General features: G+C 72.2%; 12 protein-coding genes. 8 read left to right on the plus strand and 4 right to left on the minus strand.

Annotated features, from left to right (window positions below):
• Positions 1-248: 248 nt before the first annotated feature.
• From ACPPVX_RS18125 to ACPPVX_RS18140, 4 genes are read left to right on the plus strand one after another with little or no spacing between them, the layout of a single operon-like run.
• Positions 249-716, plus strand: a complete 468-nt coding sequence (locus ACPPVX_RS18125) for a Zn-ribbon domain-containing OB-fold protein (RefSeq protein ID WP_426571980.1) — start codon at positions 249-251, stop codon at positions 714-716.
• Positions 716-1,345, plus strand: coding sequence for a Zn-ribbon domain-containing OB-fold protein (locus ACPPVX_RS18130; RefSeq protein ID WP_426571981.1), 630 nt, complete (start codon positions 716-718; stop codon positions 1,343-1,345). Before ACPPVX_RS18125 ends, ACPPVX_RS18130 begins: the two co-directional genes overlap by 1 nt.
• The gene (locus ACPPVX_RS18135; RefSeq protein ID WP_426571982.1) at positions 1,345-2,403 is read left to right on the plus strand and encodes a thiolase domain-containing protein; all 1,059 of its coding nucleotides are present in this window, start codon (positions 1,345-1,347) and stop codon (positions 2,401-2,403) included. The genes ACPPVX_RS18130 and ACPPVX_RS18135 overlap by 1 nt, the downstream gene beginning before the upstream one ends.
• Positions 2,403-3,572 carry a thiolase domain-containing protein gene (locus ACPPVX_RS18140; protein ID WP_426571983.1) on the plus strand — a complete coding sequence of 390 codons (1,170 nt, stop codon included), beginning with the start codon at positions 2,403-2,405 and terminating at the stop codon, positions 3,570-3,572. Before ACPPVX_RS18135 ends, ACPPVX_RS18140 begins: the two co-directional genes overlap by 1 nt.
• A gap of 211 nt (positions 3,573-3,783) precedes the next feature.
• Here the strand turns inward: ACPPVX_RS18140 and ACPPVX_RS18145 are convergent, their stop codons facing one another.
• The 4 genes from ACPPVX_RS18145 to ACPPVX_RS18160 form a co-directional block, all read right to left on the minus strand.
• The gene (locus ACPPVX_RS18145) at positions 3,784-5,250 is read right to left on the minus strand and encodes a hypothetical protein (RefSeq protein ID WP_426571984.1); all 1,467 of its coding nucleotides are present in this window, start codon (positions 5,248-5,250) and stop codon (positions 3,784-3,786) included.
• A 155-nt stretch (positions 5,251-5,405) separates the two neighbouring features.
• Positions 5,406-6,506, minus strand: a complete 1,101-nt coding sequence (locus ACPPVX_RS18150) for a class I SAM-dependent methyltransferase (protein ID WP_426571985.1) — start codon at positions 6,504-6,506, stop codon at positions 5,406-5,408.
• A 203-nt stretch (positions 6,507-6,709) separates the two neighbouring features.
• Positions 6,710-7,465, minus strand: a complete 756-nt coding sequence (locus ACPPVX_RS18155) for an AfsR/SARP family transcriptional regulator (protein ID WP_426571986.1) — start codon at positions 7,463-7,465, stop codon at positions 6,710-6,712.
• 75 nt (positions 7,466-7,540) lie between these two features.
• The gene (locus tag ACPPVX_RS18160; protein ID WP_426571987.1) at positions 7,541-8,212 is read right to left on the minus strand and encodes a TetR/AcrR family transcriptional regulator; all 672 of its coding nucleotides are present in this window, start codon (positions 8,210-8,212) and stop codon (positions 7,541-7,543) included.
• A gap of 89 nt (positions 8,213-8,301) precedes the next feature.
• On the opposite strand from ACPPVX_RS18160, the gene ACPPVX_RS18165 reads away from it, so the two are divergent.
• From ACPPVX_RS18165 to ACPPVX_RS18180, 4 genes are all read left to right on the plus strand, one after another.
• Positions 8,302-9,369: an oxygenase MpaB family protein gene (locus ACPPVX_RS18165; protein ID WP_426571988.1), complete on the plus strand. Its 1,068-nt coding sequence runs from the start codon at positions 8,302-8,304 to the stop codon at positions 9,367-9,369.
• 100 nt (positions 9,370-9,469) lie between these two features.
• Positions 9,470-11,446: a CASTOR/POLLUX-related putative ion channel gene (locus tag ACPPVX_RS18170; protein ID WP_426571989.1), complete on the plus strand. Its 1,977-nt coding sequence runs from the start codon at positions 9,470-9,472 to the stop codon at positions 11,444-11,446.
• Positions 11,447-11,488: 42 nt separating this feature from the next.
• Positions 11,489-12,415 (plus strand): ABC transporter ATP-binding protein, encoded by a 927-nt coding sequence (locus ACPPVX_RS18175; RefSeq protein ID WP_426571990.1) that lies wholly within the window; start codon positions 11,489-11,491, stop codon positions 12,413-12,415.
• Positions 12,412-13,140 (plus strand): ABC transporter permease, encoded by a 729-nt coding sequence (locus ACPPVX_RS18180; RefSeq protein WP_426571991.1) that lies wholly within the window; start codon positions 12,412-12,414, stop codon positions 13,138-13,140. Before ACPPVX_RS18175 ends, ACPPVX_RS18180 begins: the two co-directional genes overlap by 4 nt.
• Positions 13,141-13,149: the final 9 nt, after the last annotated feature.

The following is a 13,149-nucleotide window of genomic DNA, read 5'->3' on the forward strand; positions in this document are numbered from 1 at the left end:
CCGTGACGCGTCGGCACGCCTCGGACCCTGCCGGTCCGAGGCGTGCCGCGATCAGCTCAGCGTTCGAGCGGCACGGCTGCGTCGATGGTGCCCTGCTCGAACCCTTCGATGTCGGAACCACCTTCGCAACCGATCGGCCTCCGGGCCTCGGCCCGAGGGGTGAGACCCAGTCACCCCCCGGGATGAACGACGAACGGTCCACCAGCGCCGGGTTTGCGAAAACGAGAACGTGTTCTAGTGTGCGCCCCGTGACGGATCAGACAGAAGCCGGGGAGATCCTCTCAGCCCCGCTCATCATCGAGTACCCGTTCAAGCGGACCACCGGACCCATCATCGGTGCCTTCCTCACGGGCCTGCGCGAGCAGGTCCTGGTGGGGTCGAAGGCCGAAGACGGTCGCGTGATCGTTCCGCCCGCCGAGTTCGACCCGGTCTCGGGCAACGATCTCACCGAGCTGGTGGAGGTGGGCCCCGAGGGGGTCATCACCACGTGGGCATGGGTCACCGCGCCTCACGCCAAGCACCCGCTCGACGATCCGTTCGCCTGGATCCTCGTGAAGCCCGACGGGGCCGACACGCCGATGCTGGGGGCCCTCAAGGCCGACAGCATCGATGCGGTCGCCACCGGCGCTCGCGTGAAGCCCGTGTGGGCCGACGAGCGCGAGGGCCACATCGACGACATCGCCCACTGGGTGCTCGTCGAAGGAGGAGCAGCCTGATGCCCGAGATCCAACTCCCCGCGTCGCTGCAGGGCGTCGAGGCCGTGCGGTCCGTCCGCACCCCCGCCCAGCTCGACTACACGTTCACCGCCGGTGACGCCACCACCCGCTTCCTCAAGGGCATCACCCAGAAGAAGATCATCGGTCAGCAGGCCACCCCCGAGAGCCGGGTGTACGTGCCGGCCCGTGGCGCCGATCCGGAGCTCGGTGCGGCCACGCCGATCGAGGTCGAGGTGGCCCAGGTGGGCACCGTCACCTCGTTCTGCGTGGTGAACCTGCAGTTCTACGGGTCCGGCATGGAGATCCCGTACACCAGCGCCCTGATCATGCTCGACGGGGCCGACCTCTCGATCATGCACCTCATCCAGGAGATCCCCGCCGACCAGGTCCGCATCGGCATGCGGGTCGAAGCGGTGTGGCGCGACGATGCCGACATCGAGCCCACGCTCGAGTCCATCAAGTGGTTCCGCCCCACGGGCGAGCCTGATGACCTCAACGTCCGCATCCCCGGCGAGATCCGGGGCACCGGCCTGGGCTCGTGGGTCGACGGCGTTCCCCCCACCGAGCTCACCGTGCGCAACCCGCGCACCGGCGAGGGCGGCACCGCTGAGTTCGGAGGAGAGAACTGATGCGCGACATCGCGGTCATCTCGTTTGCCCAGACCCCGGCCCGTCGCTCGGTTCCCGAGCTCAACGAGGTCGAGATGCTCATGCCGGCGGTCCACGATGCCCTGTCGCAGGTCGACATGACCATCGACGACATCGGGTTCACCTGCTCGGGCTCCACCGACTACCTCGCCGGCACGGCGTTCAGCTTCGTGTCGACGCTCGACGCCGTCGGCCCGTGGCCTCCCATCCAGGAGAGCCACGTGGAGATGGACGGCGCGTGGGCCCTCTACGAGGCCTGGGTGAAGCTCCAGCTCGGCGAGCTCGACACCGCGCTGGTGTACGCCTACGCCAAGTCGTCGCCCGGTGATCTGCCGATGGTGCTGACCCGGCAGCTCGACCCGATCACCGTCGCTCCGCTGTGGGCCGACTCGGTCAGCCTCGCGGCCCTCCAGGCCCGGGCCCTGCTCGACAGCGGCAAGGCCACCGAGGCCGACCTGGCCGACGTCGTCGCTCGCAGCCGCAAGGACGCCCTGGGCAACCCGAACGCCCAGCTGGCGTGGGACCGCCCGGCCGCCGACCTGCTGGCCGAGGAGTACCACATCGCTCCGCTCCGCAAGAGCGACTGCGCCCCGATCACCGACGGCGCCGCCTGCATCATCCTGGCGGCCGGCGACGTGGCCCGCTCCAGGGTCTCCCGCCCGGCGTGGATCCGGGGCATCGACCACCGCGTCGAGCCCATCCACCTCGGTCTGCGGGACCTCACCGTCAGCGAGAGCACCCGCATCGCCGGCGAGAAGGCCGGCGTGGCCGGCGGCCAGGTCGACGTGGCCGAGCTGCACGCCCCGTTCTCGCACCAGGAGCTGATCCTGGCCGAGGCTCTCGGCCTCGGTGCCGACACGGCGATCAACCCCTCCGGCGGCGCCCTCGCCGCCAACGCCATGATGACCGCCGGCCTCATCCGGATCGGTGAGGTGGCCAACCGCATCTCCGCCGGCGAGGCGAACCGTGGGGTGGCGCACGCCACCAGCGGCCCCTGCCTGCAACAGAACCTCGTCGCTGTCCTGGAAGGTGAGAACTGATGGGCCACGAACGCGTAGCCGTGGTCGGCATCGGCCAGACCAAGCACGAAGCAACCCGCGGTGACGTCTCCGTGGCCGGCCTCCTCCGCGAGGCCGCCGGCCGGGCGCTGGCCGACGCCGAGATGACCTGGTCCGACGTCGACGCCGTCGTCATCGGCAAGGCTCCCGACTTCTTCGAGGGCGTCATGATGCCCGAGCTGTTCCTGGCCGACGCGCTGGGCTGCACGGGCAAGCCGATGTTCCGGGTCCACACCGCCGGCTCGGTCGGCGGCTCCACCGCCATCGTCGCCAGCCAGCTCATCGCGGCCGGCATCCACGAGCGGGTGCTCACCGTGGCGTTCGAGAAGCAGTCCGAGTCCGAGGCCATGTGGGCCCTCTCGCTGCCGATCCCGTTCACCCCGCCGCTGCACGCCGGTGCCGGCGGCTACTTCGCCCCGCACATCCGCAGCTACATCCGCCGGTCGAAGGCGCCCGACCACGTCGGCATGCTCGTCGCCCTCAAGGATCGCCAGAACGGGCTCAAGAACCCGTACGCCCACCTCCACGAGCACGACATCTCGTTCGACTCCATCAAGGAGTCGATGATGCTGTGGGATCCGATCCGCTACGCCGAGACCTGCCCGTCGTCCGACGGTGCCTGCGCCTTGGTGCTCGGTTCGGAGAAGGTGGCCGACGAGGCCGCCGCCCAGGGCCGCAAGCCGGCGTGGATCCAGGGCACGGCCATGCGCTCCGAGCCCACGCTGTCCGCCGAGCGCGACACCGTGCTGCCCCTCGGTGGCGCCCTCTGCGCCGCCGACGTCTACAAGCAGGCGGGGATCACCAACCCCCGCAAGGACGTCGACGCCGTCGAGATGTACGTGCCGTTCAGCTGGTTCGAGCCGATGTGGCTCGAGAACCTCGGCTTCGCCGAGCCGGGCGAGGGCTGGAAGATGACCGAGGACGGCGTCACCGCCCTCGACGGTGATCTCCCCGTCAACATGTCCGGCGGCGTGCTCTGCACCAACCCCATCGGCGCCTCCGGCATGCTGCGGTTCGCCGAGGCGGCCATGCAGGTGCGCGGCACCGCCGGCGAGCACCAGGTCGACTCGGTCCGCAAGGCCGTGGGCCACGCCTACGGCGGCGGCTCGCAGTTCTTCGCCATGTGGGTCGTCGGCAAGGACAAGCCCTAGGGCCGGTGCCCGGACGACGGTGCGCCCTTCGACGGGCGCGCCGTCGTTGATCGCGATCCGCGATCGCTCGACGTGTCCCGAGCTGGTGCAGGCGGTCCTCGCCTCCTCGCCTCCTCGCTCCTAGGTCTGGCGGCGCGGGCGCGCTGATGTGCCGGCAGGGGGTGCCTGCCGGGAGGTCGATCGGTGGGATGGGCGCACGGGGCCCGGCGGCTCAGGCGGCCTGGGGTGGGCCGTTGGCTTCGGGCGGACCGGACGGCTCGGTGCTCTCAGGCCGGGCGCGGTGCTCAGGCCTCGGGGTGGAGGGACGGCCGGGCCCCGGCGTGGGGGGGCGATCCTCGGGCGGCGGAGCATCGCCGTCCGTCGGACGGGACGGGGACTCGTCCGGGTGGAAGTAGAGGTCTCGCAGGCGCATCGGCTCGCCGACGGGTGGCTGGTACGACCCGGGACGGAGGCCGGCGGCGCGTGCCGCCTCGGTGGCGCCGTCGCCGGGGGTGGTGGTGGCCGGTCGGCTGCTCGCCTGGGGGATGCGGGGGATGGGCGTGCCGGTGGGGCTCAGCAGGCGGCCCGCCTGGTCGTGGAGCTCGAGGGCGCCCGGCGTGCCGCGTGGCAGGTCGGGGTTGCCGGTGATGGCGAGCTCGTCGAGGTGGTGGCTGCGGTGGTGGGCGCGGCAGAGGCAGACGAGGTTGTGGGTCTCGGTGAGACCGCCGTCCTCCCAGTGCCAGATGTGGTGGATCTCCAACCCGACCGTGCGGCCGCAGCCGGGCACCGCGCACCCGCCGTCTCGGTGCTCGACGGCGCGTCGCATCCGGCGGTTGATGACCCGCGTCTTGCGACCCGCCCCGAGCGGGGTCAGGCCGTCACGGACGATGCCGCGGAGTGAGCAGTCGCACAGGATCAGCCGGCGCTGGTGATCGGGCAAGGGGAGCCCGAGGTGGGTCGCCAGCTGGAGGGTGCCATCGGGCCCCGCCTCGAGGTGGGCGTGGACGAGGTACCGATCGGAGCCGGGCCGAGCCGCGCCCCCGGCGTCGAGCGCGTCTTCGGCCAGGGCGAGGAGCGCGTCGGCCAGCGACACGGGTGGAACCTCGGTGCCCTCGGGCCGGTCGGCCCGGCGCTGCCGGTAGAGGTCGTCCCGCTTGGCCCGGAGCGCTTGGTCGACGACGGCGCCCTGGTCTTCGGGTAGGCGCCCGTGGAGCCACCACGACGCGTCGTCGGTACCGGTGGCGCACTCGCGGCGTTCGGTGTCGGCCTTCTCTGGCTTGTCGAACCCGTAGCGGGGGAGTGCCTTGCGGAGCTGGGAGACGGTGGCGATCTTGGCGAAGCGGGTGCAGGACTCGTCGAACTCGGCGGGGACGTGCCGGGCGATCATGGCGGCCTGGTCGAGGGTCAGCTCGCCCGCGACGAGCGCCGCCACCGCGCACGGCACCTCGTCGGCCCGGGCGGCGAGGCGGACGATGTCCTTGGCGCGTGCCAGCGACACCCGGGAGCGCCAGGCGACCCAGTGCGCCGGCGACTGGATGCCGGTGCCCGAGGTCAGCCCCTCATCGATGGCGTAGCGGGCCAGCTCGACGAGACGTCCGTGCCCGACGTTGACCGCCCCCATCACCACTGCGACCTCTCCGCAGATCTGGTCGTAGCGGCGCATCTGATCGACGTCGGGTCCGGTGGGCGGAGGGAGCATGGAGATCAGGATACCGGGCCGAGCGAACAGGTGTTCGATCGTTTCGAGATGTCTCCATGGTTTCTGGTGATCACCACCTGCGGATCCATCGACGCGAGCTATGCCCGGCAGGCGGTCGCCTGCCGGGCGCGCTCTGGGGCCGACCCCTACGGGGGCTAGGGGCGGACCTCCAGGACCATGTTGAACGGGGTCTCGGCGGCGCGGCGGACCGAGCTGAAGCCGGCTTCGATGCAGAGGTCCCGGAGGCGGGCCTCGCCGGCCTGGGCCCCGAGGCACGCCGCGCTCGAGCCGCCGTCGGAGCGGCTGGCCGGGGTGCAGATCGTCGACGACGCCGAGTAGAAGATCTTGCCGATCAGGTTGAGGTTGTCCTCGAGGGCGTCGTTGGCGTTGGGCTCCACCAGCAGCCACACGCCGTCGGGGGCGATGCGGGAGCGGATCTCCTTGGCCACCGCGAGCGGGTCGCCCATGTCGTGGAGGGCGTCGAAGATGCACACCATGTCGTAGCCACCGGGCGCGGCCTGGATGTCATCGGCCTTGGCCACCTCGAACCGGACGTGGTCGGACACCCCCGCCTTCTCGGCCCGTTCCGTGGCGATGCGGATGGATTCTGGGTGGTAGTCGAAGCCCACCACCGACAGCTTCGGGTACGCCTTCGCCAGGAGGATCGACGAGGCGCCGTGGCCGCAGCCGATGTCGGCGACCGTCCCGCCCTGGGTGAGCCGGGCGTCGAGCCCCTCGATCGCCGGGATCCACTCGGCCACCAGGTTGGCGGCGTAGCCCGGTCGGAAGAAGCGCTCGGTGCCCGTGAACAGGTCGGCGTGGTGCTGGTGCCAGCCCACGCCGTCGCCCGAGCGGTAGGCCTCGACGATGGCGTCCTGGTCGCGGTGGGTCGACGAGCCCACGGCCATGCCCCCGGCGAGGAAGGTGGGCAGGGTCTCGTCGGCCAGGCACGCGGCCTGCGCGGCATCGAGGTGGAACCGGCCGGTGGCCGGGTCGAAGTGGGCGTAGCCGGCGGCGGCCTGGGCGCTCAGCCACTCCTGCAGGTAGCGCGGGTCGTAGCCGGTCGCCTTGGCCAGGTCGGCTGCCGTCGACGGGCCGGAGCGGGCGAGCTCGGTGTAGAGCCCGAGGCGGTCGCCGATGACGACCGTCGTGGCGTGGAGCACGGCGGCGAGATCGGTGGCGAACTGGCCGACGAAGGCCTCCACCTCGGCCGGATCGGGTTCGGCGAGCTGGAGCGGGGCGTGCGTGGTGGACATGGCGTCCTCCTGGGTGTGGACGGGGGCGTCCAGGTTCCGCCCGCGGCCTTGCAGCGGCCTTGCAGCGGGACCGGGGTGCCCCGGTCGGTCGGTTTGGGGGGATCGCAGCCCGCGGTCGCGGGCCACGCCGACCATCGTGCGGGTCGCCGCCGCCGCCGGCATCGGTACGACGTACCGAACCGGGGCTGACGGGTGCTGACGCCTCAGCGGAGGTCGGTCGGTATCCCGCGCTGGAGGACCAGGTCGTCGTGCACGGCCTCGGTCTCCGCCGCCAGCTCGACCCCCAGGTCGTCGCTGATCCGGTCGCGGGTCTCGACGTAGCGGGCCAGGCCCGCCGACGGGCGGCCGGCGGCAGCGTGGGCGCGCATCAGCGCCCGCAGGGCCAGCTCGTCGTAGGGGTCGTGGGTGAGGGCGGCATCGGCGGCGCGCGCCGCGGTGACGTGGTCGCCGGTGGCGGCCGATGCCGCAGCCGCGGCGTGGTGGGCCCGGGCGATCGTGCCGGCGACGTGGGTGCGGACCGGGTCGACCCAGTCGCCGTCATCGTCGGGCAGAAGGGGGCCGCGCACCAGGCTGATCGCCCGGGTGGCCTCCATGAGGGCCGCCTCGTGGTGGCCGTCGTCGAGCGCGCGCTCGGCGGCGGCCACCCGCTGCTCGACCTCCTCGATGTCGAGCCAGTCGGTGCAGAGCCGGTAGCAGCCGTCGGTCCGCACGATCCGGTCGGCGCCGACCACGTGGCGGAGCCGGGAGACGAGCACGCAGACCTGGTCGGCCGGGTGCGACGGGGGCTCGCTGGGCCAGAGCGCCAGGCTCAGCCGACCGACCGGGACCGGGGTGCCCTCGGCGAGCGCCAGCACCTTCAGGAGCGTCCGGCCCTTCCGGCTGGCCACCTCGCGGTCGGTCAACCCCTCGACGTCGAGACCGCCGAGGAGGTGCACGCGCAGGGAGCCGTCGGTGGCCACGCCTCTGATTGTCGCGCCGTACGCCCGGGGCGAAAACCGTGACCAGGCAAAAGGCAGCGGGTCGAGCCGCGCTGGTCAGTGGTGGCCGAGGGTCCGGGCTCGCTCGAAGATGGCCAGGCTGAGCTCGGTGGCGTCGTCGATGACCTGGTCGAGGTCGTCGCCGAGGCGGCCGTCGGTCCAGGCCTCGGCCAGCTCCTCCATGGCCCCGCCGAACAGGGTGGCAGCGACGGCGGCCGCGGATGCGGACGCGGCGGCCGAGCGTCGGCCGAGCTCCTCTTGGCCCATCGCGGCGGTGCCCTCGACGAGCGCCTGGCGCGCCACCCGGCGTCGGTCGGCCAGGACCGGGTTGCCGCGACCCTCGGTGAACAGGACGCGGGCGCGGCGGGGGTCGTCGGTGATGAACCGGAGCACGGTGTCGATGCCGGCCCGGGTGCGGGCGGCGGGGGAGTCGGGGGCGGCGAGCAGCGCCGTGCCGAGGCGGTCGGCCAGCTCGACGGCGACCTCGTCGTAGACGGCGCCGAGCAGCTCGTCGCGGTCGACGAAGCTCTCGTAGAAGTAGCGGGCGTTCAGGTCGGCGCTCCGGCACACGGCCCGGACCGACGTGGCGGCGTCGCCCTCGGTGCCGAAGAGGTCGAAGGCGGCGGCGATGAGCAGCACCCGGCGGTCGCGGGTGCGCTCGTCGGCGGGGATCCCGGCCCAGCGCGACGGCTTCACGGTCCGGGTCGGGGGAGCATCCTCGTCGGGCATGGCGACCAATCTAGGTTCTGGACACGGGCGTTGCCAGACCCTATGTTGGTCACACGCGTAGCCAGACGCGGCGCGTCGGACGACCAGGAGTGCCCGTGCCCCTCATCCCGTCGAACCTCATCCCGTCGCCGCTGGTGCCGCCCAACCCGTTCGCCGAGCGGTTCGACGCGCTGCTCGACCGCGAGGTCCGGCCTCGCTTCTTCAAGAAGATGGACTTCACCGCGCCCGCCGGCGATCCCGGCTGGTTCGGCCCCGACAGCCCGGTCTGGCACGTCCACTCCCACATGCCGCTCATGTTCTTCGGCCTGTCGTGCGCCGCGTTCATGGAGAACCTCGACCCGGGCATCGCGTGGATGGGCTACGACCACTCGCGGATCGTGGAGCGGGTCGATGGCGTCCCCACCGGCCGGGTCGACCTCGAAGGGGCCAAGGTCCGCTTCGCCCACTCGCTCGCGTTCTTCACCGCCACGGCCTACGGCCCCACCGAGACCGCCGAGCGCGCCGCCCGGGCGGTGCGGGCCATGCACCACACCATCAAGGGCACCCGGCCCGACGGCGTGGTCTACGACGCCGACTCGCCCGAGTGGATCCGGTGGAACTACGCCACCGTGGTGTGGGGCATCGGCACCGCCCACGAGCGCTACCACCCGAAGGCCCTCAAGGGCGCCGACCTCGACGAGTACTACCGGCAGTTCACCAGGGTGGGCGAGGCCCTCGGCGGCACCGACCTGCCGGCGTCGAAGGGCGAGGTCCTCGAGTGCCTCGAGGCCGAGCTGCCCCGGCTGGCCCTCACCCCGATCGCCGCCGGCCGCACGTGGCCCCTGGTCGGCGCGCACGAGCCGCGGTCCAAGCAGCCGCTCACCTGGTTCGTCGACTGGGCCCAGCGCGACCTGCTCCCCGAGTGGGCCCAGCGCCTCTACCTGTACCGGCGACCCAACCCCGTGGCGGTGGTGGCTCGGCGCCAGGCGGTGTGGGCGCTGCTCAACGGCCTCCACGCCACCACCGGCCCGATGCGCGAGTTCCGCCAGTCCGAGGCCCGGGCGGCCGCGGCACCGGGCCCCGAAACCGTCGTCGCCCTCGACGAGGCGCTCCGCAGCGCCCTGGTGCCGGTGCCCGATGCGCCGATGGACCGGGGTGAGGTGGAAGCCACCTTCTGAACGGCGGCACGGGCCGCTCGGCCCATATCGGACGCCGGGCGGTCCCGAGTAGGTTGCCCGGATCCGACGCCGGTCTCGGCGCAGCGTGGAGGGCACCCCGATGGTCAACGCCGAGAAGCGACGCCGCACCGCCGCGCCGCTGAAGCCGGGCAGCGGAAAGGCCCCGTCGTCCCTGCCGGTCGCCGTCGACGACGGTCCTCCGCAGCGGCCGGCGCCGACGCTCACGGCCCAGGCGCGCTACCGGTTCGACCTGGCGCTGTCGCGGGGCCCGATGGTGGTCATCGGGTACCTCGGCGTCGTCATGCTGATCATCATCGCCCTGGCGTCGATGGTCATCTGGGCGCTCCAGCTCAAGGGCGTGAACGGCGGCGGGCCGATCGGCAGCCCGTTCGACGCGTTCTGGCAGGCCCTCCTCCGCGTGGTCGACTCGGGCACGTTCGCGGCCGACGCCACCTGGCCGACCCGGCTCCTCGGCCTGCTCATCACCATCGCCGGCATCTTCCTGGCCGGCAGCCTCATCGGCCTCATCGCCACGGCCGTCGACCAGCAGATCCAAGAGCTCCGCAAGGGCCGCTCCACCGTGCTCGAGGACAACCACACGCTGGTGCTCGGGTGGTCGCCGCGGCTGGCCACGATCCTCGCCGAGCTGGTCGAGGCCAACGACAACCTGAAGCGGGCGGCGGTGGTCGTGCTCGCCGCTGTGCCGAAGGACGAGATGGAGGACGAGCTGCGGGTCCGGGTGCCCGACACCCGCAACACCCGGGTGGTGTGCCGCACCGGCGACCCGGCGAGCCCCGCCGACCTGGCCATGGTGAACGTGCGGGGCGCTCGCTCCATCGTGGTGCTCGCCGGCGACGACGGCGATGCCGGCGTGGTGAAGGCCGTGCTCGCGGTGCGCAGCATCGACCCCCTGTTCAGCAACGCCCACGTGGTGGCCGAGCTCGACAACCCCGGCCACGCCGCCACGCTCCGCACGCTGACCGAGGGCCGCATCGTCACCATCCAGGCCGACGAGATCATCGCGGAGCTCACCGCCCAGGCCTGCCACCAGGCCGGCCTGGCCGCCGTGTTCCGGGAGCTGCTCGACTTCGACGGCGACGAGATCTACTTCACGCCCGTCCCCGAGCTCGACGGGGCGACCTACCGCGACGCGCTCCTGGCGTTCGAGGCGTGCAGCGTGCTCGGGTGGATCCGCCCCGACGGCGTCGTCGAGCTCAACCCACCGGCCGAGGCCACCTTCGGTCCCGGCTTCGAGATCATCACGGTGGCCGAGGACGACGACAAGGTGATCTTCACCGGCATCGTCGAGCCGCCGGCGGTGGCGGTCGACCCCGGTCTGGCGTTCACCGAGGAGCCCCAGCGCGTGATCATGATCGGTTGGAGCGACCTCGGGCCCGGCGTCCTGCGCGAGCTCGACGAGTTCCTCGCTGCGGGGTCGTCGATCGACCTGGTGGTCGACCCCGCGCTGGTGGTGTCGGATCTCGACGATCTGCACCCGCCGCTGCCCGAGACCGTGAACTGCGCCCTGTCGGTCCACCGCGGCGGGCGCGGGCCCGAGGCGCTGATGGCGATGGCGTCATCGGGGTACGACCAGGCCATCGTGCTGGGCTACCGCCATCCCGTGCCGGTGTCGGAGGCCGATGCCCGCACCATGCTCACCCTCCTCACGCTCGACAAGGCCTTCCACGGGCTCGAGGTGCGCCCGCGGATCGTGGCCGAGATGCTCGACCGGGCCAACGTCGCCGTCGCCCAGACCACCGGCGTCGAGGACTTCATCGTCAGCGACGAGCTGTCGAGCCTGATGATGGCCCAGCTGTCGGAGCGGCTCGAGCTCCACAAGGTGTTCGACGAGCTGTTCGACGTCGAGGGTGCGTTCATCTCGCTGCACCCCGCGCCGCTCTACGCGCCGGGCACCGAGGTGACGTTCGCCGAGATCGTGACCGCCGCGTCGCACCGCGGGCAGACCGCGTTCGGCTGGCGGGTCGCCGACACCGCCGAGGTGGTGGTCAACCCGCCGAAGTCGCAGCGCGTCGTGCTGGGCGCCTCCGACCAGGTGCTGGTGCTCGGCGCCCGCTGAACCTGGTTCCACGGCGGGGCGTCGGGGTGCAAGGGTGTGGTCATGGTTCCTGACCATCCTGTTCCCGGCATCGCCCTCCACGGCCTGACCCGTTCGTTCGGGCCGGTGCAGGCCGTCAAGGGGATCGACCTGACCGTCGCCCCCGGCGAGATCGTGGCCCTGCTCGGGCCCAACGGCGCCGGCAAGTCCACCACGATCGACCTGCTCCTCGGCCTGGGCGAGCCTGACGGCGGCTCGGTGGCCATCTTCGGCCGCACCCCGCGCGAGGCCATCGACCACGGGGTCGTGGGCGCCATGCTCCAGACCGGCGGCCTGATCCGCGAGATCAGCGTGCGAGAGCTCCTCGTCGTGATGGCGTCGCTGTTCCCGAGCCCGCTCGACGTCGACGACGTGCTCGAGCTCACCGGCATCGGCGAGCTGGCCGACCGCCGCACCGACAAGCTGTCGGGCGGCGAGACCCAGCGGGTGCGCTTCGCCATCGCCATCGTCTCCGACCCCGACCTGCTGGTCCTCGACGAGCCCACGGTGGCCATGGACGTCTCGGCCCGGCACGGGTTCTGGAACGCCATGCGCGCCTTCGCGGCGAGGGGCAAGACGGTGCTGTTCGCCACGCACTACCTCGAGGAGGCCGACCTCTGGGCCGACCGGATCGTGCTGATGGCGCGGGGTGCGGTGGTGGCCGACGGGCCCACCGGCGAGATCAAGGCCATGGTCGGGTCGCGCACCATCAGGGCCACGCTCGACGCCGACCTCGACGAGCTGCGCCGCCTGCCGGGCGTCACCACCGCCGAGCTCCACGGCCGCACCGTGGTGCTCACGTGCTCCCAGTCCGACGAGGCCCTGAGGGCCCTGCTCCAAGCGCACCCCACCGCCTGCGACATCGAGGTGACCAGCGCGGGGCTCGAGGCCGCGTTCCTGGAGCTGACCGCCGATGAGCCGGTCGACCACGACGTGGAGGTGGCGCCGTGAAGACCTCGATGTACACGCGCTCCGAGCTGCAGCGGACGTTCCGCAACTTCCGGTTCTTCGTCTTCTCGTTGGGCTTCCCGCTGGTCCTGTACTTCTTGATCGCCGGGCCGAACCGCCACCAGGAGGTGTCGGGCATCCCGCTTCCCCTCTACTTCATGACCGGGATGATGGCCTTCGGCACGATGATCGCCGTGGTGTCGTCGGGCGGGCGCATCGCCGCCGAGCGCCAGATCGGCTGGAACCGGCAGCTGCGGATCACGCCGCTCCGGGCCCGGGCCTACCTCTCGGCCAAGGTGCTGACGGGCTACGCCATGGCGGCCACGTCGATCCTGCTCATCAGCCTGGCCGGCACCCTGATCGGCGTCCGGCTCTCGGTGGGCGAGTGGGCCACGCTCGTGGTGCTGGTCCTGATCGGGCTGATCCCGTTCGCGGCCATGGGCATCGCCATCGGCCACCTGGTGTCGGTCGATTCACTGGGCCCGCTGATGGGCGGGCTGACGTCGATCCTCGCCCTGCTCGGCGGCGCGTGGGGCCCGATCGCGACGAGCGGCGCGCTGCACACCGTGTCCGAGGCCATGCCGTCGTACTGGCTGGTCGAGGCGGGCAAGACCGCGGTGGGGGGCGACGTCTGGCCGGTGAAGGGCTGGTTGGTCGTGGCCGCCTGGTCGGTGGCGATGGCCGTCTTGGCGTCGTGGGCCTACCGCCGGGACACGGCCAAGGCCTGAGCTGGCGAG

The organism is Aquihabitans sp. McL0605 (assembly GCF_049993875.1).
Classification (GTDB): domain Bacteria; phylum Actinomycetota; class Acidimicrobiia; order Acidimicrobiales; family Iamiaceae; genus Aquihabitans.

Excerpts from the sequence above, each read along its gene's own strand:
- ACPPVX_RS18160 (WP_426571987.1), bottom strand. The coding sequence starts at position 8,212 with ATGCCCGACGAGGATGCTCCCCCGACCCGGACCGTGAAGCCGTCGCGC.
- ACPPVX_RS18175 (WP_426571990.1), top strand. The coding sequence starts at position 11,489 with ATGGTTCCTGACCATCCTGTTCCCGGCATCGCCCTCCACGGCCTGACC.
- ACPPVX_RS18150 (WP_426571985.1), bottom strand. The coding sequence starts at position 6,506 with ATGTCCACCACGCACGCCCCGCTCCAGCTCGCCGAACCCGATCCGGCC.
- ACPPVX_RS18135 (WP_426571982.1), top strand. The coding sequence starts at position 1,345 with ATGCGCGACATCGCGGTCATCTCGTTTGCCCAGACCCCGGCCCGTCGC.
- ACPPVX_RS18130 (WP_426571981.1), top strand. The coding sequence starts at position 716 with ATGCCCGAGATCCAACTCCCCGCGTCGCTGCAGGGCGTCGAGGCCGTG.
- ACPPVX_RS18145 (WP_426571984.1), bottom strand. The coding sequence starts at position 5,250 with ATGCTCCCTCCGCCCACCGGACCCGACGTCGATCAGATGCGCCGCTAC.
- ACPPVX_RS18170 (WP_426571989.1), top strand. The coding sequence starts at position 9,470 with ATGGTCAACGCCGAGAAGCGACGCCGCACCGCCGCGCCGCTGAAGCCG.
- ACPPVX_RS18140 (WP_426571983.1), top strand. The coding sequence starts at position 2,403 with ATGGGCCACGAACGCGTAGCCGTGGTCGGCATCGGCCAGACCAAGCAC.